Source organism: Streptomyces cinnamoneus, assembly GCF_014650495.1.
In the GTDB taxonomy this organism is placed as follows: Bacteria; Actinomycetota; Actinomycetes; order Streptomycetales; family Streptomycetaceae; genus Streptomyces; species Streptomyces cinnamoneus.
Window position 1 is genome coordinate 99,124 of record NZ_BMVB01000016.1, and the last position, 23,474, is coordinate 122,597.

A 23,474-nucleotide genomic window follows, 5' to 3' on the forward strand; every position below is an offset into this window, starting at 1 on the left:
CCCGCTGACACTTCCCGGAAGATTCCCGTACTTCCGCCCCTTATAAGGGACGACGAGTACTGCGGGACTCGCTTCCAGTCCTCCCGGCGGGAGGCGCGCAGCATCGGCACTCAACCGAGCAACCTGAACAGTGTGCCATACACCCCGGAAGGGGGTCCAATCGCGGCCGAAGACCGTACCCCTACCGGCTCACTTGTCAAACCACCCCGCCGACATACGGGACACTGTGGTCGCCGGCGGCCCGGTGTCACGGCAGCATCACTCCCCGGCATGCTGTGACGAGGGCCGGGGCAACCCCTGGGGAGCCCCGGCCGTCCCTCATCACGCTGGGGCAGCCGGAGACTGCGCGCTGCACGACGGGACGGAGTCGCTTAGTTGAAGATCTCACAGCGCAGGGGCATCCCGCGCCGGGCCGTGCTCACCGGCATCGCCGCCACCACGGCGCTCACCGCGGCCGGGTGCAGCAGGGCCTCCGGCAGCGCGGACCGGGTCACATCGTCCCCCCAGGCCATGGGTTCCGTCGACCCCAGCGCCATGCGGTCCTTCGACACGGCCGGGAACGCCCTCCTGCTGCAGGTCATGGCGCACCCCGACGACGACCTGTTCTTCATGAACCCCGACGCCCAGCGCCTGGTCGACGCGGGCGTCCCCGTCGTCTCGGTCTACGTCACCGCCGGCGAGGCCGTCGGGCAGAACTGGATCCCGGGCATGCCCCACCCCAGGGCCGACAAGGCCGGCTACTCCTCGGCCCGCCAGCAGGGCCTGCGCCAGGCTTACGCCGAGATGATCGGCAAGGACAAGTTCACCCCTTGGAAGAAGTCCGTCATGGACCTTCCGGGTGGTGTCCGGGCGGAGACCGACGAGCTCGCCAACGGGCACCGCAGAGTCCGGCTGATCTTCCTCAACATCGCCATGCTCTCCACCGGCAACACCCGGATGCCCCAGCTGTGGGACCGCCCGTACGCCGTCATGCACTCCATGGTCTCCGCGGGCTCGCCCTGCACCAGCGTGAGCACCTACCGGCACAACACCCTGGTGGACGTGCTCGCCGCGATCATGACGAAGTTCCGGCCGACCGTGGTCCACACGATGGACCCCGACCCCGACTACCAGGTCCACGACGCCACCCACCCCAAGGACAACGACTACGGGGCGTGCTCGGACCACCGCGACCACACCCCCACTGCCCTCTTCACCTGGAAGGCGCTCGACCAGTGGGTCGCGGACGCCACCCGGCGCGAGGGACACCCGCCGCGCTTCGCCGTGAACGCGTTCCGCGGGTACTACAACCAGCGCTGGCCGCACAACCTCCCGCAGCAGATCGTGGAGGACAAGCACCGCCTCGTCACCGCCTACGGCGGCGACCCGTCCTGGGAGTGCGGCAACGCCGCCGGCTGCGGCGACTACGGCCAGGGCGGCAACCGCCCGCTGGAGAACCGCAAGGGCTGGATCCGCTCCACCCACTACCGCTACCCCGGCGCCGTGGCCGTCGCCGACAGCGACCGCGCCGGCCGGCTGGAGGCGTTCGGCGTGCTCGGCCTGCAGGCCGTGCGCTGGCAGGAGACCTCCCCCGGCAGCGGCCGCTGGGGCCGGCCGCAGAACCTCGGCGGCGGGCCCCTCGCGCCCTCGCTGGCGGCCGTCAAGGACGCCAAGGGCCGCCGGCTGCTCTTCGCCCTGCGCTTCTCCTCCCTCGAAGGCCAGGGCCGCGCCAACAGCCGCGAGATCGTCGTCCTGGAGCAGCGCTCCCCCGGCGGCCCCTTCCAGGGCTGGCGGGGCCTCGGCAATCCCGAGCGGAAGACCGAGCGCGGCCGCCGCGTGGGCCTGCCCGCCGCCGTCGCCACCCCCGACGGCCGGGTCCACCTCTTCGTCCGCAACGCCGGCAAGGGCCTCTCCAGCCGCGTGCGCGAGGCCGACGGGAAGTGGGGGAAGTGGCAGAGCCTGCACGGCCAGGAGATCCAGGAGGGCCTCACCGTGGCCCTGGACGACCGGCAGCGCGTCCACGTCTTCGGTGCCGGCCGCGACACCGTCCACCACTGGAGCCAGGAGGCGCCCGGCAAGCCGGTGCGCCACATGCCCCTCGACGGGCTGCCCGGCCCCGGCGGCGACCAGATCGGCGCGGCCCTCGGCCCGGACGGGGCACTGACGGTGCTCTACCGCACCCCCACCGCCGCCGAGCCCACCGGCTACCGGCTGGAACCGGACGGCGCCAAGGTCAGCCGGACCGGGGGCGCGGGGCTGCGCTCCTTCACCGGATACGGCGCCCTCGCGGCGACCACCGTGCCCCGGCGCGGCGGCCGGGACTCCCTGCTGGTGCTGGGCCGCTCGCTGCGCGGCGAGATACAGCTCGTCGACGCCGACGCCGGCGACTCACCCGTACGGCCGTCCCACGCCGTCCTGCCGCTGGGCACGTCCTCGCTGGTCACGGACGCGAGCCAGCGGCCGTGCGCCGTGGGCCTGGGCCCGGACGCGACCCCCTGGCTCTGGCGTCCGGCCCCCGGCTCGGGGGTCTGAGGCCCGGGCTCCGGGGGGGCTGAGGGCCGGGATCCGAGGGCTGAGGGCCGGGCTCGGGGGTCTGAGGCCGGGCTCCGGGGGGCTGAGGGCCGGCTTCCGGAAAATGGCCGGGGAGGCTTCTCCCCGGCGACTCTCCGGCCGCTCCCACGTTCAGGCCGTGCCGCGGAGGGGCAGGGGCAGACCGTGCGCATTCACTTCACCGGCGTCGACCTCGGCCGCATCCGGGTCTCCGCGGAGCCCGACCTGCTGTGGGAGACGCTGCTGGCCGCCCACATGGTCCAGACGGGCCAGGGGCCCCTGATCTTCGGCGAGTGGCGCAACCGGGTGCGCAGCGCGCTGACCGACCCCATGCGCCGGCTCCTCGCCCTGGCGCCGCCCCGGGGCTACTCCCCCGACTTCCTCACCCCGCCCGAGGCGGCCGAGGGGCTGGAGAGCGGTCTGGACGCCATGCTCTCGCTGCCCCGCGGCCAGCTGCGCCACGATCTGGAGCTGCTCGCCCCGGACCGGCGCGACCTGCACTTCGTGCGCGCCCTCGCCGCCGGTGAGGCCGCTCCCCTGCGGGCCCTCGGCGACGGCATCACCGCCTTCCACGACCTGGCCGTCCGGCCCTACCTCGGCAAGCTGAGCGAGCACATCTCCGCCGACCGGGCCGTGCGCTCCCAGTCGATCCTGCACAGCGGCGGCGAGCACCTGCTGGCCACCCTGCATCCGGCGGTCCGCTGGAACCCACCCGTACTGGAAGTGGCGATCCCGGGGACCACCGAGGACGTCTACCTGGAGGGGCGCGGGCTTCGGCTCGTGCCCTCCTTCTTTTGCTGGCGCGCCCCCACCGTGCTGCGTGATCCCCTGCTCCCGCCGGTGCTCGTCTACCCGATCGTCCACGACCCCGCGTGGCTGCTCGACGTCCACGGCGACCGCCGGGCGCGCGGCGAGCCGCCGCTGGCCGCGCTGCTCGGCCGCACCCGGGCCGAGGTGCTGGAGGCCACCGCCCGCGGCTGCACCACCAGCGAGCTGGCCCGCCGGGTGCGCATCGCCATGGCGACCGCCAGCCACCACGCCACGGTCCTGCGCGACGCGGGCCTGATCACCACCCACCGGGCCAACGGCCGGGCGTACCACACGCTCAGCTTCCTGGGCCGGGAGCTGCTCAACGGGCGACGGCTGGTTGCTCCCGACGCCGCGGGGTGAGCCCCAGCCGGTCGAGCAGGACGTCCTCGCCGGGCACCGCCAGCACCTGTACGGGCCGGCCGGCCAGGGTGCGCAGCACGGTCGCGAAGCCCTCGTGCGGAGCGATGGACCGAAAGCCCTGGCTCAGGGCCCGCCGGCGGACGGCGGCGTGGGACGCGGCGCCCACCGTGCCCCACCAGCCCCAGTCGACGACCCGTACGGGGAACGGCAGCAGTTGGTCGAGGGCGTGGGCGTAGCTGTCCTGGAACGCCGATCCGGCCGCGTAGCCGGCCAGCCCCGCATCGCCCAGGAGGGACTGGACGGAGGAGAAGAAGACGAGGAAGTCCAGCGGCTCGGCGGCGAAGACCTCCGCCAGCGCCACGCTGATGCGGCTCTTGGCGGCGAGGCTGTCGCGCAGCACCGCTTCGTCCAGGCCGCGGACGAGGCCGGGGGTGTGGGAGAGCGCCGAGTGGATCACCCCGTGGACGGGCCCGAGGCGGGCGTGCACGCTCCGCAGGGCCGCGCGCAGGCTCTCCGGGTCGCCGGCGTCCGACCGCAGGTGGAGCAGGTGCCTGCCATCGGGGTCGGCCTCGGCGATCCGGCGGCGGAGCTCCTCGCCGGGGTCGGAGCGGCCGAGCAGGACCACCCGGGCGTCGTGGTCGCGGGCCAGGAGGCGGGCCGTCTCCAGGCCGATGCCGCCCGCCCCGCCGGCGATGACGTAGGTGCCGCCGGCGCGGAGGCGGGCCGCGGCCGGGGCGGGCAGGGTGACCGGGTGCGGTGCCGGGACGTGGCGGACGCCGCCGCGGTGGGCGGCGTGGGCGCCGCGTACGGCCGGTTCGGCGGCGATGAGGGCGGCGAGGTGCGGCAGGGCCGGGTCGGCCTCGGCCGGCAGCCGCCCGCCGAGGCCCAGGTCGAGGACGGGGGCGCTCCAGTGCCGGTGCTCGCTCTCCAGGACGCGGGCCAGGCCGGCGAGGGAGGCGGCGGCGGGGTTGGTGACGGGGGTGCCGGCGACGGGCCAGGCGTCGTGGGTGACGATCCGCCAGTCCACGGGACGGGTGGCGGCCACCGGGACGAGCAGGTCGCGGGCGCAGCGGAAGAGGGCCCGTACGCCCTGCTCCTCGGCCCGCTCCAGGGCCGCGGTGTCGAGGGCGCCGCCGGGGGCTCCCGGGTGCTCCCCGGCGAGGAAGTAGACGGTGCGCGGCACGGTGGGCAGGGGAGCCGACTCCCGGCGGTGGGGGGCCAGTTCGCGGCGTAACACCTCGTCGGGTCGGTGGCGGGCGGCGAGGGCGTCGGCCAGGGGGCGGCCGGCGGGGGTGTGGACGATCAGCACCGGACCCGGCGGGACGGTGCCCGCTCCCCCGGGCAGGGGGGCCGGTCGCCAGCTGGTCGTGTAGGTGAACTCCTCGGTCGGCACCCTGTCCTCCGGTGTGATGAATATGCCCGTCGCACGCCGGGCACCAGGGCCTACCGTAAGTTCCGTACCGCGCACCACCAATAGCCGACCGCGAGTCTGGGATTCGATGCAGCAGCCGATTACGCCCACCCCCGGCCGACGGCTCCTGGCCGTCAGCGACCTGCACACCGGCATGGCCGACAACGTGCCCATCGCCGAGTCACTGCGGCCCGTCACCGACGAGGACTGGCTCATCGTGGCCGGTGACGTGGCCGAGCGCTTCGAGGACGTCGAGCGCACGCTGGCCCTGCTGGCCGGCCGCTTCGCCAAGGTGGTGTGGGCGCCGGGCAACCACGAGCTGTGGACGCCGCGCACGGATCCGGTGGACCTGCGGGGCGAGGCCCGCTACGAGCACCTGGTGAAGCTGTGCCGGGGGCTGGGCGTGGTGACGCCGGAGGACCCGTGGCCGGTGTGGGAGGGCGAGGGCGGGCCGGTGGCGGTCGCGCCGCTGTTCACGCTCTACGACTACACGTTCCGCACCCCGACGGCGGCCACCAAGGAGGAGTCGCTGGCGCAGGCCCATGAGGCGGGCATCGTGTGCACGGACGAGTTCCTGCTGCACCCCGAGCCCTACGCGGGCATCGACGACTGGTGCCGGGCGCGGGTGGCGGCGACCGAGGCCAGGCTGGCCGCGCACGACCCGTCGCTGCCGCTGGTGCTGGTCAGCCACTGGCCGCTGGTGCGCGAGCCCACCGAGATCATGACGTACCAGGAGTTCGCCCAGTGGTGCGGGACGGTGCTGACGCGGGACTGGCACACGCGGTTCACCACCGCGGCCGTGGTCTACGGTCATCTGCACATCCCGCGCACGACCTTCCACGACGGGGTCCGCTTCGAGGAGGTCTCCATCGGCTATCCGAGGGAGTGGCGGCGGCGCGGCCACCCGAAGGGGCTGCTGCGGCAGATCCTGCCGTACACCCGCTGACCTGCGGCGGGGCCGCGAAAGGCGAGCGGGCGGGGAGAAAGCGAGAGGGCCCCGCACATCCGAGGATGTGCGGGGCCCTCTCAGACCTGCAAGTAAGAGGACTTACTTGACGATCTTGGTGACCTGGCCGGCGCCGACCGTGCGACCACCCTCGCGGATGGTGAAGCGGAGGTTCTCCTCCATGGCGACGGGCTGGATCAGGGAGACGTGCATCTCGGCGTTGTCGCCGGGCATGACCATCTCCGTGCCCTCCTTGAGGGTCACAACACCGGTCACGTCAGTCGTACGGAAGTAGAACTGCGGACGGTAGTTGTTGAAGAACGGGGTGTGGCGGCCGCCCTCGTCCTTGGAGAGGATGTACGCCGTGGCCTCGAACTCGGTGTGCGGGGTGACCGAACCCGGCTTGATGATGCACTGGCCGCGCTCGACGTCCTCGCGCTTGATGCCGCGGAGCAGCAGACCGACGTTCTCACCGGCCTGGCCCTCGTCGAGCAGCTTGCGGAACATCTCGATGCCGGTGACCGTGGTGGTGGTCTTCTCGGTCTTGATGCCGATGATGTCGACGGTCTCGTTGACCTTCAGGACACCACGCTCGATACGACCGGTGACGACGGTGCCACGACCGGTGATCGTGAAGACGTCCTCGATCGGCATCAGGAACGGCTTGTCGGTGTCACGAGCCGGCTGCGGGATGAACTCGTCAACCGCGGCCATGAGGCCGAGGAGCTTCTCGCCCCACTCCTTGTCGCCCTCCAGCGCCTTCAGCGCGGAGACGCGGACGACCGGAGCGTCGTCGCCGTCGAACTCGTACTCGTTGAGGAGCTCACGGACCTCGAGCTCGACGAGCTCCAGGATCTCCTCGTCCTCGACCATGTCGGCCTTGTTCAGGGCGACAACGATCTTCGGCACACCGGACTGGCGGGCCAGGAGCACGTGCTCCTTGGTCTGCGGCATCGGACCGTCGGTCGCGGCGACCACGAGGATCGCGCCGTCCATCTGGGCGGCACCGGTGATCATGTTCTTGATGTAGTCCGCGTGACCCGGGCAGTCAACGTGGGCGTAGTGACGCTGCTCGGTCTGGTACTCGACGTGCGCGATCGAGATCGTGATACCGCGCTGACGCTCCTCGGGCGCCTTGTCGATCTCGTCGAACGGCGTGAAGGGGTTCAGGTCCGGGTACGCGTCGTGCAGCACCTTGGTGATCGCCGCGGTAAGAGTGGTCTTACCGTGGTCGACGTGACCGATGGTGCCGATGTTGACGTGCGGCTTAGTCCGCTCGAACTTCGCCTTCGCCACTGGGGTCCTCCTGTGGAGTGGTTCTGTACGCCTAGATTCGGTCGGCGCCAGGGATCTTTGCTGGGGTGCCGTCCACCGGGGCACCCGCCGCAATCCTCACGGTTTGCGGCGGTATGCCCCGACAGTCGGTGTCAAGCCTAAGGCGTGAGCCTCGTCTGTGGAGACGAGAGCCCCTTACTCGCCCTTGGCCTTCGCGATGATCTCCTCGGCGACGTTCCGCGGAACCTCGGCGTAGGAGTCGAACTGCATCGAGTAGCTTGCGCGACCCGACGTCTTGCTGCGGAGGTCTCCGACGTAGCCGAACATCTCCGACAGCGGAACCAGGCCCTTGACGAGCTTGGCGCCGTGGCGGTCCTCCATGGCCTGGATCTGGCCACGGCGGGAGTTGATGTCGCCGATCACGTCGCCCATGTAGTCCTCGGGGGTGGTGACCTCGACCGACATCATCGGCTCCAGCAGAGCCGGCGACGCCTTGCGAGCACCCTCCTTGAACGCCATGGAACCGGCGATCTTGAACGCGAGCTCCGAGGAGTCGACGTCGTGGTAGGCACCGTCGAGCAGCGTCACCTTGACGCCGGTCAGCGGGTAGCCGGCCAGAACACCGAACTCCATGGCCTCCTGGCAACCGGCGTCCACGGACGGGATGTACTCCCGCGGGATGCGGCCACCGGTGACCTTGTTCTCGAACTCGTAACCGTCGCCCTCGAGGGGCTCGATCGCGATCTGCACCTTGGCGAACTGGCCGGAACCACCAGTCTGCTTCTTGTGCGTGTAGTCGATGCGCTCGACGGCCTTGCGGATCGTCTCGCGGTACGCGACCTGCGGCTTGCCGACGTTGGCCTCGACCTTGAACTCACGCTTCATACGGTCGACCAGCACGTCGAGGTGCAGCTCGCCCATACCCGCGATGATGGTCTGGCCCGTCTCCTCGTCCGTGTGGACCTGGAAGGACGGGTCCTCCTCGGCCAGGCGCTGGATGGCGACACCCAGCTTCTCCTGGTCGCCCTTGGACTTCGGCTCGATGGCGACCTGGATCACCGGGGCCGGGAAGTCCATCGACTCGAGGATGACCGGCTTCGCGGCGTCGCAGAGGGTCTCACCGGTGGTGGTCTGCTTCAGACCCATGACGGCGACGATGTCACCGGCACCCACCGAGTCGATCTCCTCACGCTTGTTCGCGTGCATCCGGTAGATCTTGCCGATGCGCTCCTTCTTGCCCTTCACGGAGTTCTGCACCTGGGTGCCGGCCTCCATGCGGCCCGAGTAAACCCGGACGAAGGTGAGCTTGCCGAGGTGCGGGTCGCTCATGATCTTGAAGGCAAGACCGGCGAACGGCTCGTCGTCGGACGGCTTGCGCTTGACGACCTCGTCGGCGTTGTTGACCGCGTGGCCCTCAACGGCCTCGATGTCGAGCGGCGACGGCAGGTAGCGCACGACCGCGTCGAGCAGGGGCTGGACGCCCTTGTTCTTGAACGCGGTGCCACAGAACACCGGGGTGACGGTGACGGAGTCGCCGCCGCCCTTGGAGGCGAGAGTGATGCGGCGGATGGCCGCCATCAGCTGCTCCTCGGTGGGCTCCTGGCCCTCGAGGAAGAGCTCCATCATCTCTTCGTCGTTCTCGGCAACGCCCTCGAGGAGCTTGCCGCGCCATTCCTCGGCAGCCTCGATGTGCGTGTCCGGGATGTCGACGACGTCGTACATCTCGCCCTTGGCGGCCTCGGCGGACCAGACCAGAGCCTTCATCTGGACGAGGTCGACCACGCCCTTGAAGTCGGCCTCGGTGCCGATCGGCAGCTGCATGACCAGCGGAACCGCGCCCAGGCGGTCGACGATCATGTCGACGCAGCGGTGGAACTCGGCACCCGTACGGTCCAGCTTGTTGACGAAGCAGATGCGCGGCACGCCGTAGCGGTCCGCCTGACGCCAAACGGTCTCGGACTGGGGCTCGACACCGGCAACGCCGTCGAACACCGTCACGGCACCGTCGAGCACGCGCAGGGAGCGCTCCACCTCGACGGTGAAGTCGACGTGACCCGGGGTGTCGATGATGTTGATGGTGTGGTCGACGTTGTCGAGCGGCCAGTGGCAGGTCGTCGCGGCAGACGTGATCGTGATGCCGCGCTCCTGCTCCTGCTCCATCCAGTCCATCGTGGCAGCGCCGTCGTGGACTTCACCGATCTTGTACGAAACGCCGGTGTAGAACAGGATCCGCTCGGTGGTGGTCGTCTTGCCCGCGTCGATGTGGGCCATGATCCCGATGTTGCGGACCTTGGCCAGGTCAAGCGAAGTGGTGGCCATATGGCTCAGTCTTCTCTCGGTTCTCGATGGGGGTAGCGACTACCAGCGGTAGTGCGCGAAGGCCTTGTTGGACTCGGCCATCTTGTGCGTGTCCTCACGCTTCTTGACCGAGGCGCCGAGACCGTTCGAGGCGTCCAGCAGCTCGTTCATGAGGCGCTCGGTCATGGTCTTCTCGCGACGGGCGCGGGAGTAACCGACCAGCCAGCGCAGCGCCAGGGTGGAGGCGCGGCCCGGACGGACCTCGACCGGCACCTGGTAGGTGGCGCCACCGACACGGCGGGACTTGACCTCAAGAGCCGGCTTGACGTTCTCGAGGGCACGCTTGAGGGTGATGACCGGGTCGTTACCGGTCTTCTCGCGCAGACCCTCCATGGCGCCGTACACGATGCGCTCAGCGGTGGAGCGCTTGCCGTGCAGCAGGATCTTGTTGATCAGCGAGGTGACAAGAGGAGAGCCGTAGACCGGGTCGATGATGACCGGGCGCTTCGGGGCGGGGCCCTTACGAGGCATTCTTACTTCTCCTTCTTGGCGCCGTAGCGGCTGCGAGCCTGCTTGCGGTTCTTGACGCCCTGGGTGTCGAGCGAGCCACGGATGATCTTGTAGCGAACGCCCGGCAGGTCCTTCACACGGCCGCCGCGCACGAGCACGATGGAGTGCTCCTGCAGGTTGTGGCCCTCACCCGGAATGTAAGCGGTGACCTCGATGCCGCTGGTCAGGCGGACACGCGCGACCTTGCGGAGCGCCGAGTTCGGCTTCTTCGGGGTGGTCGTGAAAACACGCGTGCAGACGCCACGGCGCTGGGGCGAACCCTCAAGTGCGGGCGTCTTGTTCTTCTCGACCTTGTCCTGCCGGCCCTTCCGGACCAGCTGCTGGATCGTAGGCACCGTTTCTCCGGTTTCTGTGTGCCGATCACGATAAAACTAACCTGGGAGCGACGGCCGACCCACGCGGTCGGGCGTGTCGAAGACTGCAGACCTCCGCCGAGGGCGGATTGGTGCAGATTTCGGCGTCTCCGAGCGTTGAGAACCGCTCGGCTCCGGGCCCCTCGTACGGTTTGAAGGCACGCACGAGAGCCCAGGGACACCCCAGGCACAAGGTCAGAGCGTACCTACCGCATGGGCTGCGGTCAAAACAAATGCACACGCGGAGGACACCCCGATGTGCTGGATATGTCGCAGCTCAGGGCGGCCCCACCGGGCCTCGCCCCGGCCCGCCCGCGCGCCTAGCGCCCGGTGGATACACCCCGATGGGTGCTCCGGGGCTCCTCCGGCCGGGCCCCGCTGACCGCCAGGATCATTTCGGTCATCTCCACGAACTGCCGACGGTAGCTGTCGGGGATGCCGAGCGCGTCGGCCGCCTCACCGGGGGTCACCGGGCCGTCGCTTCGGTGCGACACGCCCGGGCGCGCCGCGTCGGGCAGCGGCAGGTCCTCCGCCGTCACCTTCCCGGACTGGATGAGCATGTCGCGCAGCGACACGCCGAGCACGCGCGCCAGGGCGCGCATCGTCTCCAGGTCGGGCAGGCTCTGCCGCTGCAGCAGCCGGGTCACCGCCGCGCGGTGCACGCCGGCGTCCTCCGCGAGCCGCGACCGTCCGCCGCCGCGCGGGCTGTCGATGTCGTAACCGCGCTCCCGCATCAGACCCTCGACCCAGCCCGCGAATCGCTCCGTCTCCGAGCCTTTTCCGCCCATAGCACTGCTCCCTCCGCAGCAGAAACGCTACCGTCCGTTCGCGCACGCAATAACCAGAATGCTGCGCGCGGGCGCAACCGGCTAGGGCCGATGGGTAATTTCTCGTCCTTTGGCCGGTGAACAGGGGGTGCCCGGCGTGGCAGGGGATACATCTGCGACTTTTGTTGCGCTCGCGCCAGCACGCTGCGGACCGTTCATTGCGCCACCGCAACAACCGGTGCCCGTACGCCACGCACACGCCCCGGCCCTCCGCAACCCGGGGCGACCGTCCACGCCCGTGCCCGAGAGGGACCCGACCCGCCCATGCCCGATCCAGCGCTCCGCGCACCCGCCTCCGCCTCTCCGCACCCCACCGCAGCCCGCCGCCGCCCCGCCGACTGGCGCGCCTGACCCGCCTGATCGCGGCGCTGGACCGCATCACCGCCGACCCGGACCTGGCCGAGCACGTACGGGCCGAGGCCCACCGCATGGCCCGCCGCTGCTCCCTCGGCGACGCCGAGACGCCGGTGCGCGTGCGCGGCCGCTGCCCGCACTGCGACTCGGTGTCACTGCGGGTCTTCCCGCACCGCGAGACCGTGCTCTGCGTGAACCCCGGCTGCCGCTGCGAGGACCCGGCCTGCGCCTGCCGCACGGACGCCCGGCACCGCCACGCAAGGGTCCGCGCCGAGTGGCGCCGGCTGGCGGCCGGCGCGCTCACCCGCGTCATGGCCGTGCCGGCCGTACAGATCCTGCTGCCCCCCTGGCTGCGCACCGACGGGCCCGGGCCGCCCCGCCGGGCCGTTGCCGCCCTCACCGCGCGTGACGGACGGGAGTCCCTGCCGCCTGCGACGACGAGCACGGGGACTGCGCTGCCGACCGGGGCCGCGCATGAGGGAATCCGACACGGACCGCACCGCCCCCGCCGCGGTCGCCCTGGAGCTGGAGCGGCTGCGCGGCACCATGGAGGCGGGCTTCGCCCGCGTCGACGGCTCGCTCGCCCTGCTCGTCGTGCAGCGCAGCGACCAGACCGACAAGCAGCTGGCCGACCACGAGGCCCGGCTCGACGCCCTGGAGCGCCACCGCCGGCCGCTGGCGAGCGTGGCCACCCTGACGGCCCTTGCCGGAGTCGTCGTGGCGGCCCTCCAGCTGGCCTCGCGCTGAGCACGGACGCCGTGAAACGCCGCAGGGCGGCCACCCCTGATCGGGGTGACCGCCCTGACGAGCGTGTCGCAACGACTACTGGTTGTACGGACCGTAGTCGTAGTCCTCCAGCGGGACCGCCTGGCCGGAGCCGGTGCCGAAGGGCGAGTAGTCGATGTCGTCGTAACCGACGGCCGAGTACATCGCGGCCTTCGCCTCCTCGGTGGGCTCCACCCGGATGTTGCGGTAGCGGGACAGACCCGTACCGGCCGGGATGAGCTTACCGATGATGACGTTCTCCTTGAGGCCGATCAGGGAGTCCGACTTGGCGTTGATCGCCGCGTCGGTCAGAACCCGGGTCGTCTCCTGGAAGGACGCCGCCGACAGCCAGGACTCGGTCGCGAGCGAGGCCTTGGTGATACCCATCAGCTGCGGACGGCCGGAGGCGGGGTGACCGCCCTCGGTGACCACACGACGGTTCTCGGACTCGAAGCGCGAGCGCTCCACGAGCTCGCCCGGCAGCAGCTCCGCGTCGCCGGACTCGATGATCGTCACGCGGCGCAGCATCTGCCGGATGATGATCTCGATGTGCTTGTCGTGGATCGACACACCCTGCGAGTTGTAGACCTTCTGGACCTCGCCGACCAGGTGGACCTGGACGGCGCGCTGGCCGAGGATGCGCAGGACGTCGTGCGGGTTGGTGGCACCCACGGTGAGCTTCTGGCCCACCTCGACGTGCTCGCCCTCGCTGACCAGCAGACGGGCACGCTTCGAGATCGGGAACGCCGTCTCGTCGCTGCCGTCGTCCGGAGTGACGACGATCTTCTTGGTCTTCTCGGTCTCCTCGATGCGGACGCGGCCGGCCGCCTCCGAGATCGGGGCGACACCCTTGGGCGTACGGGCCTCGAAGAGCTCGACGACACGGGGCAGACCCTGGGTGATGTCGTCACCGGCCACACCACCGGTGTGGAAGGTACGCATCGTCAGCTGGGTACCGGGCTCACCGATGGACTGGGCGGCGATGATGCCGACCGCCTCACCGATGTCCACCAGCTTGCCGGTCGCCAGCGAGCGGCCGTAGCAGAAGGCACAGGTGCCGACCGCGGACTCGCAGGTGAGGACCGAGCGGGTCTTGACCGTCTCGACGCCGTGCGCGACGAGCTGGCCGATGAGCACGTCACCGAGGTCGACGTTGGCCGGCGCGATGACCTTGCCGTCGACGACGACGTCCTCGGCGAGCATGCGGGCGTACACGCTGGTCTCGACGTCGTCCGTCTTGCGCAGGACGCCGTCCTCGCCGCGGACGGCGATCGCCAGCTTGAGGCCACGGTCGGTGCCGCAGTCCTCCTCGCGGATGATCACGTCCTGGGAGACGTCGACCAGACGACGGGTGAGGTAACCCGAGTCGGCGGTACGGAGGGCGGTGTCCGCGAGACCCTTACGGGCACCGTGGGTGGAGATGAAGTACTCCAGCACGGAGAGACCCTCACGGAACGACGCCTTAATGGGTCGCGGAATGGTCTCGTTCTTCGCGTTCGACACCAGACCACGCATACCGGCGATCTGCCTCATCTGCATCATGTTTCCTCGGGCACCCGAGTCAACCATCATGAAGATGGGGTTCGTCTTGGGGAAGTTCGCGTTCATCGCCTCGGCAACCTCGTTGGTCGCCTTGGTCCAGATCGCGATGAGCTCCTGCGTGCGCTCGTCCTTGGTGATCAGACCGCGCTCGTACTGCTTCTGGACCTTCTCGTCCTGCGCCTCGTAGCCCTTGACGATCTCCTTCTTCGCCTCGGGAACGACGACGTCGGAGATGGCCACGGTGACGCCGGAACGGGTCGCCCAGTGGAAGCCGGCCGCCTTCAGGTTGTCGAGCGTCGCCGCCACGATGACCTTGGGGTAGCGCTCGGCCAGGTCGTTGACGATCTCGGAGAGCTGCTTCTTGCCCACCGAGTAGTCGACGAACGGGTAGTCCTCGGGCAGCAGCTCGTTGAAGAGCGCGCGGCCCAGGGTGGTGCGCAGGCGGAACGAGTCGCCCTGCTGCCACTCCGGCTCGCCCTCCTCCGCGACCGGCGGGGTCCAGCCACGCGGCGGGACGGTGCCGATCGGGAAGCGGATGTCGACCTTCGCCTGGAGCGAGAGCTCACGGGCGTCGAACGCCATGATCGCCTCGGCGACCGAGCCGAAGGACCGGCCCTCGCCGATGACCTTGCGCTCTTCCTCGTCGGTGGTGAGGAAGAACAGACCGAGCACCATGTCCTGGGTCGGCATGGTGACCGGACGGCCGTCGGCCGGCTTGAGGATGTTGTTCGAGGACAGCATCAGGATGCGGGCCTCGGCCTGCGCCTCCGCGGAGAGCGGCAGGTGGACGGCCATCTGGTCACCGTCGAAGTCCGCGTTGAACGCGGTGCAGACGAGCGGGTGGATCTGGATGGCCTTGCCCTCGACCAGCTGCGGCTCGAAGGCCTGGATGCCGAGGCGGTGCAGCGTGGGCGCACGGTTCAGCAGCACCGGGTGCTCGGCGATGACCTCTTCGAGGACGTCGTACACGACGGTGCGGCCGCGCTCGACCATGCGCTTGGCCGACTTGATGTTCTGCGCGTGGTTCAGGTCGACCAGGCGCTTCATCACGAACGGCTTGAAGAGCTCCAGCGCCATGGCCTTGGGCAGACCGCACTGGTGCAGCTTCAGCTGCGGACCGACGACGATGACGGAACGCGCGGAGTAGTCCACACGCTTACCGAGCAGGTTCTGACGGAATCGACCCTGCTTACCCTTCAGCATGTCGCTGAGGGACTTCAGCGGACGGTTGCCGGGGCCCGTGACCGGGCGACCACGACGGCCGTTGTCGAAGAGGGCGTCGACCGCCTCCTGGAGCATCCGCTTCTCGTTGTTCACGATGATCTCGGGGGCACCGAGGTCGAGCAGACGCTTCAGACGGTTGTTGCGGTTGATCACACGGCGGTACAGGTCGTTCAGGTCGGAGGTCGCGAAGCGGCCACCGTCCAGCTGCACCATCGGACGCAGGTCCGGCGGGATCACGGGGATGCAGTCCAGCACCATGCCGCTGGGGCTGTTGCGGGTCTGCAGGAAGGCGGAGACGACCTTGAGGCGCTTGAGCGCACGGGTCTTCTTCTGGCCCTTGCCGGTCCGGATGATCTCGCGGAGGCGCTCGGCCTCCTCGTCGAGGTCGAAGGACTCCAGGCGCTTCTGCAGCGCGGCGGCGCCCATCGCACCCATGAAGTACGTGCCGAAGCGGTCACGCAGCTCGCGGTAGAGCAGCTCGTCGCCCTCCAGGTCCTGGACCTTGAGGTTCTTGAAGCGGCTCCACACCTCGTCGAGGCGGTCGATCTCGCGCTGCGCACGGTCGCGCAGCTGCTTCATCTCACGCTCGGCGCCCTCGCGCACCTTGCGGCGCACGTCGGCCTTGGCGCCCTCGGCCTCCAGCTCGGCCAGGTCGGACTCGAGCTTCTTGGCGCGGGCCTCAAGGTCGGCGTCGCGGCGCTGCTCGATCTGCTGACGCTCGACGGAGACGTGGGCCTCCAGCGAGGGCAGGTCGCGCGTGCGGCGCTCGTCGTCCACCCACGTGATCATGTAGGCGGCGAAGTAGATGACCTTCTCGAGGTCCTTCGGGGCGAGGTCGAGCAGGTAGCCCAGGCGCGACGGGACGCCCTTGAAGTACCAGATGTGGGTGACGGGAGCGGCAAGCTCGATGTGGCCCATCCGCTCACGGCGCACCTTGGCGCGGGTGACCTCGACGCCACAGCGCTCACAGATGATGCCCTTGAAGCGGACACGCTTGTACTTGCCGCAGTAGCACTCCCAGTCCCGGGTGGGGCCGAAGATCTTCTCGCAGAAGAGTCCGTCCTTTTCCGGCTTCAGGGTGCGGTAGTTGATGGTCTCCGGCTTCTTGACCTCGCCGTGGGACCAGGTTCGGATGTCGTCCGCGGTCGCCAGGCCGATCCGCAGCTCGTCGAAGAAGTTGACGTCGAGCACTTGTCGTCAATCCCTCTTTCAGGGGTCGTGCCCTCTCGCGCTAGCGAGGTATGGGCTCTACATCAGTGGTCTGGGGGTCCGGGGACGGTGGGGGGCTTCCGGGGAAGCCCCCCACCAGACCCGTCAGACCTCTTCGACGCTGCTCGGCTCGCGCCGGGACAGGTCGATACCGAGCTCCTCCGCCGCGCGGAAGACGTCCTCGTCGGTGTCCCGCATCTCGATGGACATGCCGTCCGAGGACAGCACCTCCACGTTGAGGCAGAGGGACTGCATCTCCTTGATGAGCACCTTGAAGGACTCGGGGATGCCGGGCTCGGGGATGTTCTCGCCCTTGACGATCGCCTCGTAGACCTTCACTCGGCCGGTGACGTCGTCGGACTTGATGGTCAGCAGCTCCTGGAGGGCGTAGGCGGCGCCGTAAGCCTCGAGCGCCCACACCTCCATCTCACCGAAGCGCTGGCCACCGAACTGAGCCTTACCACCCAGCGGCTGCTGGGTGATCATGGAGTACGGACCGGTCGAACGGGCGTGCAGCTTGTCGTCGACCAGGTGGTGCAGCTTGAGGATGTACATGTACCCGACCGAGATCGGGTCCGGGAACGGCTCGCCGGAGCGGCCGTCGAACATCCGGGCCTTGCCGGACGGGAGCACCAGGCGCTCGCCGTCGCGGTTGGGGATCGTGGACTCGAAGAGACCGGCGATCTCGTCCTCGCGGGCGCCGTCGAAGACCGGGGTCGCGACGTTGGTGCCGGCGGCGACGTCGTCGGCGCCGATCGCCTGCAGACGCTTCATCCAGTCCTCGTCGCCCTCGACCTTCCAGCCGCGGCTGGCGAGCCAGCCGAGGTGGATCTCCAGGACCTGTCCCGGGTTCATTCGGGACGGGACACCGAGCGGGTTGAGGATGATGTCGACCGGGGTGCCGTCCTCAAGGAACGGCATGTCCTCGACCGGCAGGATCTTGGAGATGACACCCTTGTTGCCGTGACGGCCGGCGAGCTTGTCACCGTCGGTGATCTTGCGCTTCTGAGCGACGTAGACGCGGACCAGCTGGTTCACGCCCGGGGGCAGCTCGTCGCCCTCCTCGCGGTCGAAGACGCGCACGCCGATGACCTTGCCGATCTCGCCGTGCGGCACCTTCAGCGAGGTGTCACGGACCTCACGGGCCTTCTCACCGAAGATCGCGCGGAGCAGGCGCTCCTCCGGGGTCAGCTCGGTCTCACCCTTCGGGGTGACCTTGCCGACCAGGATGTCGCCGGCCACGACCTCGGCACCGATGCGGATGATGCCGCGCTCGTCGAGGTCGGCGAGGACCTCCTCGGAGACGTTCGGGATGTCCCGGGTGATCTCCTCGGGGCCCAGCTTGGTGTCACGGGCGTCGACCTCGTGCTCCTCGATGTGGATCGAGGAGAGGACGTCGTCCTGCACGAGGCGCTGCGACAGGATGATCGCGTCCTCGTAGTTGTGGCCCTCCCACGGCATGAACGCCACGAGGAGGTTCTTGCCGAGCGCCATCTCGCCCTCGTCCGTGGACGGACCGTCGGCGAGCACCTGACCGGTGATCACGCGGGCGCCCTCGTCCACGACGACCTTCTGGTTGAAGGACGTGCCCTGGTTCGAGCGGGAGAACTTGGCGACGCGGTAGGTGTTGTACGTGCCGTCGTCGTTGGCCACCGTGACGTAGTCGGCGGAGACCTCCTGGACGACACCGTCCTTCTCGGCCTTGATGACGTCGCCGGCGTCGACCGCACAGCGGTACTCCATGCCGGTGCCGACCAGCGGGGCCTCCGCCTTGATCAGCGGAACGGCCTGGCGCATCATGTTCGATCCCATGAGCGCGCGGTTGGCGTCGTCGTGCTCAAGGAAGGGGATCATGGCGGTCGCGACGGACACCATCTGGCGCGGGGAGACGTCCATGTAGTCGACGTCGTCGCCGGCGATGTAGTCGATCTCGCCACCACGGCGGCGGACCAGCACGCGGGCCTCGGCGTAGCGCATGTCCTCGGTGAGGGGCGCGTTCGCCTGGGCGATCACGAAGCGGTCTTCCTCGTCGGCCGTCAGGTAGTCGACCTCGTCGGTGACGACGCCGTCGACGACCTTGCGGTACGGGGTCTCGACGAAACCGAACGCGTTGACGCGGCCGTAGGAGGCGAGCGAGCCGATCAGACCGATGTTCGGGCCTTCGGGCGTCTCGATCGGGCACATGCGGCCGTAGTGCGACGGGTGGACGTCTCGGACCTCGAAGCCGGCCCGCTCACGGGAGAGACCGCCCGGACCCAGCGCCGAGAGACGACGCTTGTGGGTCAGACCCGACAGCGGGTTGGTCTGGTCCATGAACTGGGACAGCTGGCTGGTGCCGAAGAACTCCTTGATGGAGGCGACGACCGGCCGGATGTTGATCAGGGTCTGCGGCGTGATCGCCTCGACGTCCTGGGTGGTCATCCGCTCGCGGACGACGCGCTCCATACGAGCCAGACCCGTGCGGACCTGGTTCTGGATGAGCTCGCCGACGTTGCGCAGACGACGGTTGCCGAAGTGGTCGATGTCGTCGGTCTCGACGACGATCGACGTGCCGTTCTCGCCGATGGTCTCCAGCTCACCGGCGTGCAGCTTGACCAGGTACTTGATCGTCGCGATGACGTCGTCGACGGTCAGCACACCGGCGTCGAGCGGGGCGTCGGCGCCCAGCTTCTTGTTGACCTTGTAGCGGCCGACCTTCGCGAGGTCGTAGCGCTTGGGGTTGAAGTAGAGGTTCTCGAGCAGCGTCTGCGCGGCCTCACGGGTCGGCGGCTCGCCCGGACGCAGCTTGCGGTAGATGTCGAGCAGCGCGTCGTCCTGGCCCTGGGTGTGGTCCTTCTCCAGGGTGGCGCGCATGGACTCGTACTCGCCGAACTCCTCAAGGATCTGCTCGGTGGTCCACCCGAGAGCCTTCAGCAGGACGGTGACGGACTGCTTGCGCTTGCGGTCGATGCGGACACCGACCATGTCACGCTTGTCGACCTCCATCTCCAGCCAGGCACCCCGGGAGGGGATGATCTTGGCGGTGAAGATGTCCTTGTCGGACGTCTTGTCGATGGAGGAGTCGAAGTAGACACCCGGCGAACGGACCAGCTGCGAGACGACGACACGCTCGGTGCCGTTGATGCAGAAGGTGCCCTTCGGCGTCATGAGCGGGAAGTCGCCCATGAAGACCGTCTGGGACTTGATCTCACCGGTCTCGTTGTTCGTGAACTCGGCCGTGACGAAGAGCGGGGCCGCGTACGTGAAGTCGCGCTCCTTGCACTCGTCGATGGAGTTCTTCGGGGGCTCGAAACGGTGGTCGCGGAAGGTCAGCGACATCGACCCGGAGAAGTCCTCGATCGGGGAGATCTCCTCGAAGATCTCCTCCAGACCGGACTTGGTGGGGACGTCCTGACCGCTGTCCAGCGCAGCCTCGACGCGAGCCTTCCATGCGGCATTGCCGAGCAGCCAGTCGAAGCTCTCGGTCTGCAGCGCAAGGAGGTTCGGAACCTCAAGAGGCTCCTTGATCTTCGCAAAGGAGATGCGCAGCGGGGCGGTGCTGGCGCCGGTGTTCGTATTGGCGGTCGAGGCGTTGCGCGAGGCGGCCAAGAGGGGGTCCTTCCGAGGGCTCGGACTCACTACGCGCGTACCGGTCCCACTCCGTACAAAGGAGAGAAATCCCAGCTCAGGGGGTTTCCATCAGCTGTGCTCGGAAGTGGGCATGCCCCTGGTGACGGGCAGGGAGCAGCTAACAGGCAGCGCAAAGGGTCAGTGTAGCCACTTGGCCCACTGATGTCCAGAGCGGATTTCCCGAGACCGGTGCGATACCAATCTCTCCCTCCGGGATCCTGTTGTTCCTCAGCGCCTGGCGCCCGTCCGACGCACGCCGTGCGCCGGAAGCGCATGACGATACTTCCCTCTCCGCCATCGATCCATGCCTCGGACGGAGGACCGATGTGCGACGCGTCCGGGACGCGTCCTGAGAATCGCGCGCGGCGTGCCGTTCGTCAAGGCCCCTCGACCCCGGCCGCCTCCCGTAACGGGGCGTCTGCGGCCTTCCGGCCGCCTCTGAGCAACGAAGATCACCATACTCGTCCCCGGCGTCCGGTGCGCGCATCCGTCCCGGGAACGCCCAAGGGCGACCACCCGTGTGGGTGATCGCCCTTGAGTTTGCGGCAAGCGTCAGGACGCCCGCCGTAGAGGAGTCAGCAGACTCCGTGGGGTCACTTGACCTCGACGGAGGCGCCGGCGCCCTTGAGGGCCTCGGCGGCCTTCTCCGCGGCGTCCTTGGCGACCTTCTCGAGGACCGGCTTCGGGGTGCCGTCGACGAGGTCCTTGGCCTCCTTCAGACCCAGGGAGGTCAGCTCACGCACGACCTTGATGACCTGGATCTTCTTGTCGCCGGCGCCGGTGAGGATGACGTCGAACTCGTCCTGCTCCTCGGCAGCGGCGGCCTCGCCACCGGCGACGCCGCCGGCCATGACGACCGGGGCAGCGGCAGCGGCGGTGACGTCGAACTTCTCCTCGAACGCCTTCACGAACGCGGCGAGGTCGATGAGGGTCATGTCCTCGAACTGCGCGAGCAGCTCGTCCTGGGTGAGCTTCGCCATGATGGCGGTCCTTCCACTAATTCGGCAGGTGCCGGATGTACATTTCGGCGGGCGTACGTAGGGCCCGCTGCGACCGTGACGGGCGCGAGTGATTCAGGCGGATGCCTGGATTACTCGGCAGCCTCGGCCTCGACGGGAGCCGGCGTACCGGCACCGCCCTGCTCGACCTTGTCGCGAAGCGCGTCCACGGTGCGGACCAGCTTCGAGGGCAGGGCCTGGAAGAGCGACGCAGCCTGGGACTGCTTGCCCTTCATGGCACCCGCCAGCTTGGCGAGCAGAACCTCGCGGGACTCGAGGTCCGCAAGCTTCTTGATCTCGTCGGCGGACAGCGCCTTGCCGTCAAGGACACCGCCCTTGATGACGAGAGAGGGGTTCTCCTTGGCGAAGTCACGAAGACTCTTCGCCGCCGTGACCGGGTCACCGGTCACGAAGGCGACAGCGGTCGAGCCCACGAGGTGCTCGTCCAGCTGGATCCCGGCCTCGTTGGCCGCAATCTTGGTCAGCGTGTTCTTCACCACGGCGTACTGAGCGTTTTCACCGAGCGACCGGCGCAGCTGCTTGAGCTGCGCAACGGTGAGCCCGGTGTACGAGGTCACAACAGCGGCGTTGGAGCTGCGGAACTTGTCCGCGATCTCCTCGACGGCTGCGACCTTGTCGGGCCTCGCCATGAGCCTCGGCCTCCTTCCGGGTGATTCGGACCGCATAGGCGCGAGAAGGGACCTGGGCAAAACGAAACGCCCCGGCGCAGGCGCACGGGGCGTGACTCGACCATGCCGACGCAATTCTCTTGCGCCTCGATGGGAGTGCAACCACATTCACCTGCGCAGGTCGCCCGCAGCTAGCGGATCCTTCGGCCACCACACCTCCGGGAGGAGGTACAGCAACGACCAGCGGTCTTTGGCTTCTAGGACACCTTACGCGATCCGGGCGCGAGTTCCAAATCGAGCCGGGCCCCGCACCTGCGAAACAGATGCGGGGCCCGGTTCGTGGTTCACGCACGTCTCCCGGCTACCGCTGGAAGGCGTCACCAGCTACGAGAGCCGTCCTCAGACGGTCTCGTCCTCCACGAGGAGGTTGCGGGTGCGGTTCGGGTCCAGGGCGATGCCGGGGCCCATCGTGGTGGTCAGGGTCGCCTTCTTGACGTAGCGGCCCTTCGCGGCGGACGGCTTCAGACGGAGGATCTCCTCCAGCGCCGCGGCGTAGTTCTCGACCAGCTTGGCCTCGTCGAACGACACCTTGCCGATGATGAAGTGCAGGTTCGAGTGCTTGTCGACGCGGAACTCGATCTTGCCGCCCTTGATGTCCGTGACAGCCTTCGCCACGTCCGGGGTGACCGTGCCGGTCTTCGGGTTCGGCATCAGACCACGGGGACCGAGCACGCGGCCGAGGCGGCCGACCTTGCCCATGAGGTCCGGGGTGGCGACGACGGAGTCGAAGTCCAGACGGCCCTTCGCGACCTCGTCGATCAGCTCGTCGGCGCCGACGATGTCGGCGCCCGCGGCACGCGCGGCCTCGGCACGGTCGCCGGTCGCGAAGACCAGGACCCGGGCGGTCTTACCGGTGCCGTGCGGAAGGTTCACGGTGCCACGGACCATCTGGTCGGCCTTGCGCGGGTCGACACCCAGACGCAGGGCAACCTCGACGGTCGCGTCGAACTTGACGGAGGTGGTGTCCTTCGCGAGACGGACGGCCTCGAGGGGAGCGTAGAGGCGCTCCTTCTCGATCTTGGCGTCCGCAGCGCGGAGAGTCTTGCTGCGCTTCACTTCTGCTCCTGAAAGGTTTGAGCGTGGAGTCGTGGTCCGGGCCAGCGCCGGCCCTGCCACTGAAAGGTCAAGCGGGGGCTTGATCAGCCCTCGACCGTGACGCCCATGGAACGGGCGGTGCCGGCGATGATCTTCTCGGCGGCGTCCAGGTCGTTGGCGTTCAGGTCGGGCATCTTGGTGGTGGCGATCTCGCGGACCTGCTCGCGCGTCAGCTTCGCGACCTTGGTCTTGTGCGGCTCGCCGGAGCCCTTGTCCACGCCCGCGGCCTTGAGGATCAGCTTGGCGGCCGGCGGAGTCTTGGTGACGAAGGTGAAGGAACGGTCCTCGTAGACCGTGATCTCCACCGGCACGACCATGCCACGCTGCGACTCGGTCGCGGCGTTGTAGGCCTTGCAGAACTCCATGATGTTGACGCCGTGCTGACCCAGCGCGGGGCCGACCGGCGGAGCCGGGTTGGCGGCACCAGCGCTGATCTGGAGCTTGATAAGCCCCGTGACCTTCTTCTTCTTGGGAGGCATTGCTCTCTCCGGGTCCTAGTGAGAGTTTTTTTGCCTACGACACACTGCGCGCAGGCATACCGCACCACGATAACGGGTATCGCGGCCGGGCCAAAACCGACAGGTCAGACAGGCTGCGAGAGCCGGTCTGA

The 23,474-nt window shown here is 68.9% G+C and carries 16 protein-coding genes; 4 read left to right on the top strand and 12 right to left on the bottom strand.

Translation table 11 applies throughout. The features are described 5' to 3' along the window. The first annotated feature begins 375 nt into the window (after positions 1–375). Both IE182_RS21905 and IE182_RS21910 read left to right on the top strand, forming a co-directional pair. Positions 376–2,511, top strand: coding sequence for a PIG-L family deacetylase (locus tag IE182_RS21905; protein WP_229845007.1), 2,136 nt, complete (start codon positions 376–378; stop codon positions 2,509–2,511). Between the two features lie 183 nt (positions 2,512–2,694). Continuing rightward, the gene (locus tag IE182_RS21910; RefSeq protein WP_229845008.1) at positions 2,695–3,699 is read left to right on the top strand and encodes an ArsR/SmtB family transcription factor; all 1,005 of its coding nucleotides are present in this window, start codon (positions 2,695–2,697) and stop codon (positions 3,697–3,699) included. Here IE182_RS21910 and IE182_RS21915 read toward each other — a convergent pair. Further along, on the bottom strand, positions 3,659–5,092 hold the full coding sequence (locus IE182_RS21915; protein ID WP_190111588.1) for an SDR family NAD(P)-dependent oxidoreductase: 1,434 nt from the start codon (positions 5,090–5,092) through the stop codon (positions 3,659–3,661). The two genes, IE182_RS21910 and IE182_RS21915, sit on opposite strands and share 41 nt — an antisense overlap. A gap of 106 nt (positions 5,093–5,198) precedes the next feature. On the opposite strand from IE182_RS21915, the gene IE182_RS21920 reads away from it, so the two are divergent. After that, a complete protein-coding gene (locus IE182_RS21920) occupies positions 5,199–6,056 on the top strand; it encodes a metallophosphoesterase family protein (RefSeq protein ID WP_190111589.1) in 858 nt (285 codons plus the stop codon). A gap of 102 nt (positions 6,057–6,158) precedes the next feature. On the opposite strand, the gene tuf is transcribed toward IE182_RS21920, so the two are convergent. The 5 genes from tuf to IE182_RS21945 form a co-directional block, all read right to left on the bottom strand. Next, positions 6,159–7,352, bottom strand: coding sequence for an elongation factor Tu (tuf, locus tag IE182_RS21925; RefSeq protein WP_190111590.1), 1,194 nt, complete (start codon positions 7,350–7,352; stop codon positions 6,159–6,161). 174 nt (positions 7,353–7,526) lie between these two features. Continuing rightward, on the bottom strand, positions 7,527–9,650 hold the full coding sequence (gene fusA / locus IE182_RS21930) for an elongation factor G (RefSeq protein WP_190111591.1): 2,124 nt from the start codon (positions 9,648–9,650) through the stop codon (positions 7,527–7,529). A 39-nt stretch (positions 9,651–9,689) separates the two neighbouring features. Continuing rightward, complete coding sequence (rpsG, locus tag IE182_RS21935) at positions 9,690–10,160, bottom strand: 30S ribosomal protein S7 (RefSeq protein ID WP_004950419.1); 471 nt, start codon at positions 10,158–10,160, stop codon at positions 9,690–9,692. Between the two features lie 2 nt (positions 10,161–10,162). Continuing rightward, entirely contained in the window at positions 10,163–10,534 is a 372-nt protein-coding gene (gene rpsL / locus IE182_RS21940) for a 30S ribosomal protein S12 (RefSeq protein WP_003948652.1), read from the bottom strand. Between the two features lie 338 nt (positions 10,535–10,872). After that, positions 10,873–11,340 (bottom strand): helix-turn-helix transcriptional regulator, encoded by a 468-nt coding sequence (locus tag IE182_RS21945; protein ID WP_190111592.1) that lies wholly within the window; start codon positions 11,338–11,340, stop codon positions 10,873–10,875. A gap of 867 nt (positions 11,341–12,207) precedes the next feature. Between IE182_RS21945 and IE182_RS21950 the strand changes: the two genes are divergently transcribed. Then, entirely contained in the window at positions 12,208–12,480 is a 273-nt protein-coding gene (locus IE182_RS21950) for a hypothetical protein (protein WP_190111593.1), read from the top strand. 75 nt (positions 12,481–12,555) lie between these two features. Here IE182_RS21950 and IE182_RS21955 read toward each other — a convergent pair whose 3' ends face one another. The 6 genes from IE182_RS21955 to rplK all read right to left on the bottom strand — a co-directional run bounded on the left by IE182_RS21955 (position 12,556) and on the right by rplK (position 23,343). After that, positions 12,556–16,455 carry a DNA-directed RNA polymerase subunit beta' gene (locus tag IE182_RS21955; protein WP_190111594.1) on the bottom strand — a complete coding sequence of 1,300 codons (3,900 nt, stop codon included), beginning with the start codon at positions 16,453–16,455 and terminating at the stop codon, positions 12,556–12,558. A 123-nt stretch (positions 16,456–16,578) separates the two neighbouring features. Beyond that, positions 16,579–20,061, bottom strand: a complete 3,483-nt coding sequence (gene rpoB / locus IE182_RS21960) for a DNA-directed RNA polymerase subunit beta (RefSeq protein ID WP_190111595.1) — start codon at positions 20,059–20,061, stop codon at positions 16,579–16,581. A 614-nt stretch (positions 20,062–20,675) separates the two neighbouring features. Continuing rightward, positions 20,676–21,062, bottom strand: coding sequence for a 50S ribosomal protein L7/L12 (rplL, locus tag IE182_RS21965; RefSeq protein WP_190111596.1), 387 nt, complete (start codon positions 21,060–21,062; stop codon positions 20,676–20,678). A gap of 110 nt (positions 21,063–21,172) precedes the next feature. Beyond that, positions 21,173–21,730 (bottom strand): 50S ribosomal protein L10, encoded by a 558-nt coding sequence (gene rplJ, locus IE182_RS21970; RefSeq protein ID WP_190111597.1) that lies wholly within the window; start codon positions 21,728–21,730, stop codon positions 21,173–21,175. A gap of 378 nt (positions 21,731–22,108) precedes the next feature. After that, positions 22,109–22,825: a 50S ribosomal protein L1 gene (rplA, locus tag IE182_RS21975; RefSeq protein WP_190111598.1), complete on the bottom strand. Its 717-nt coding sequence runs from the start codon at positions 22,823–22,825 to the stop codon at positions 22,109–22,111. Between the two features lie 83 nt (positions 22,826–22,908). After that, a complete protein-coding gene (rplK, locus tag IE182_RS21980; RefSeq protein ID WP_190111599.1) occupies positions 22,909–23,343 on the bottom strand; it encodes a 50S ribosomal protein L11 in 435 nt (144 codons plus the stop codon). Positions 23,344–23,474 lie beyond the last annotated feature (131 nt).

Excerpts from the sequence above, each read along its gene's own strand:
- IE182_RS21920 (WP_190111589.1), top strand. The coding sequence starts at position 5,199 with ATGCAGCAGCCGATTACGCCCACCCCCGGCCGACGGCTCCTGGCCGTC.
- fusA (WP_190111591.1), bottom strand. The coding sequence starts at position 9,650 with ATGGCCACCACTTCGCTTGACCTGGCCAAGGTCCGCAACATCGGGATC.
- rpsG (WP_004950419.1), bottom strand. The coding sequence starts at position 10,160 with ATGCCTCGTAAGGGCCCCGCCCCGAAGCGCCCGGTCATCATCGACCCG.
- IE182_RS21945 (WP_190111592.1), bottom strand. The coding sequence starts at position 11,340 with ATGGGCGGAAAAGGCTCGGAGACGGAGCGATTCGCGGGCTGGGTCGAG.
- IE182_RS21950 (WP_190111593.1), top strand. The coding sequence starts at position 12,208 with ATGAGGGAATCCGACACGGACCGCACCGCCCCCGCCGCGGTCGCCCTG.
- rplL (WP_190111596.1), bottom strand. The coding sequence starts at position 21,062 with ATGGCGAAGCTCACCCAGGACGAGCTGCTCGCGCAGTTCGAGGACATG.
- rplJ (WP_190111597.1), bottom strand. The coding sequence starts at position 21,730 with ATGGCGAGGCCCGACAAGGTCGCAGCCGTCGAGGAGATCGCGGACAAG.
- rplK (WP_190111599.1), bottom strand. The coding sequence starts at position 23,343 with ATGCCTCCCAAGAAGAAGAAGGTCACGGGGCTTATCAAGCTCCAGATC.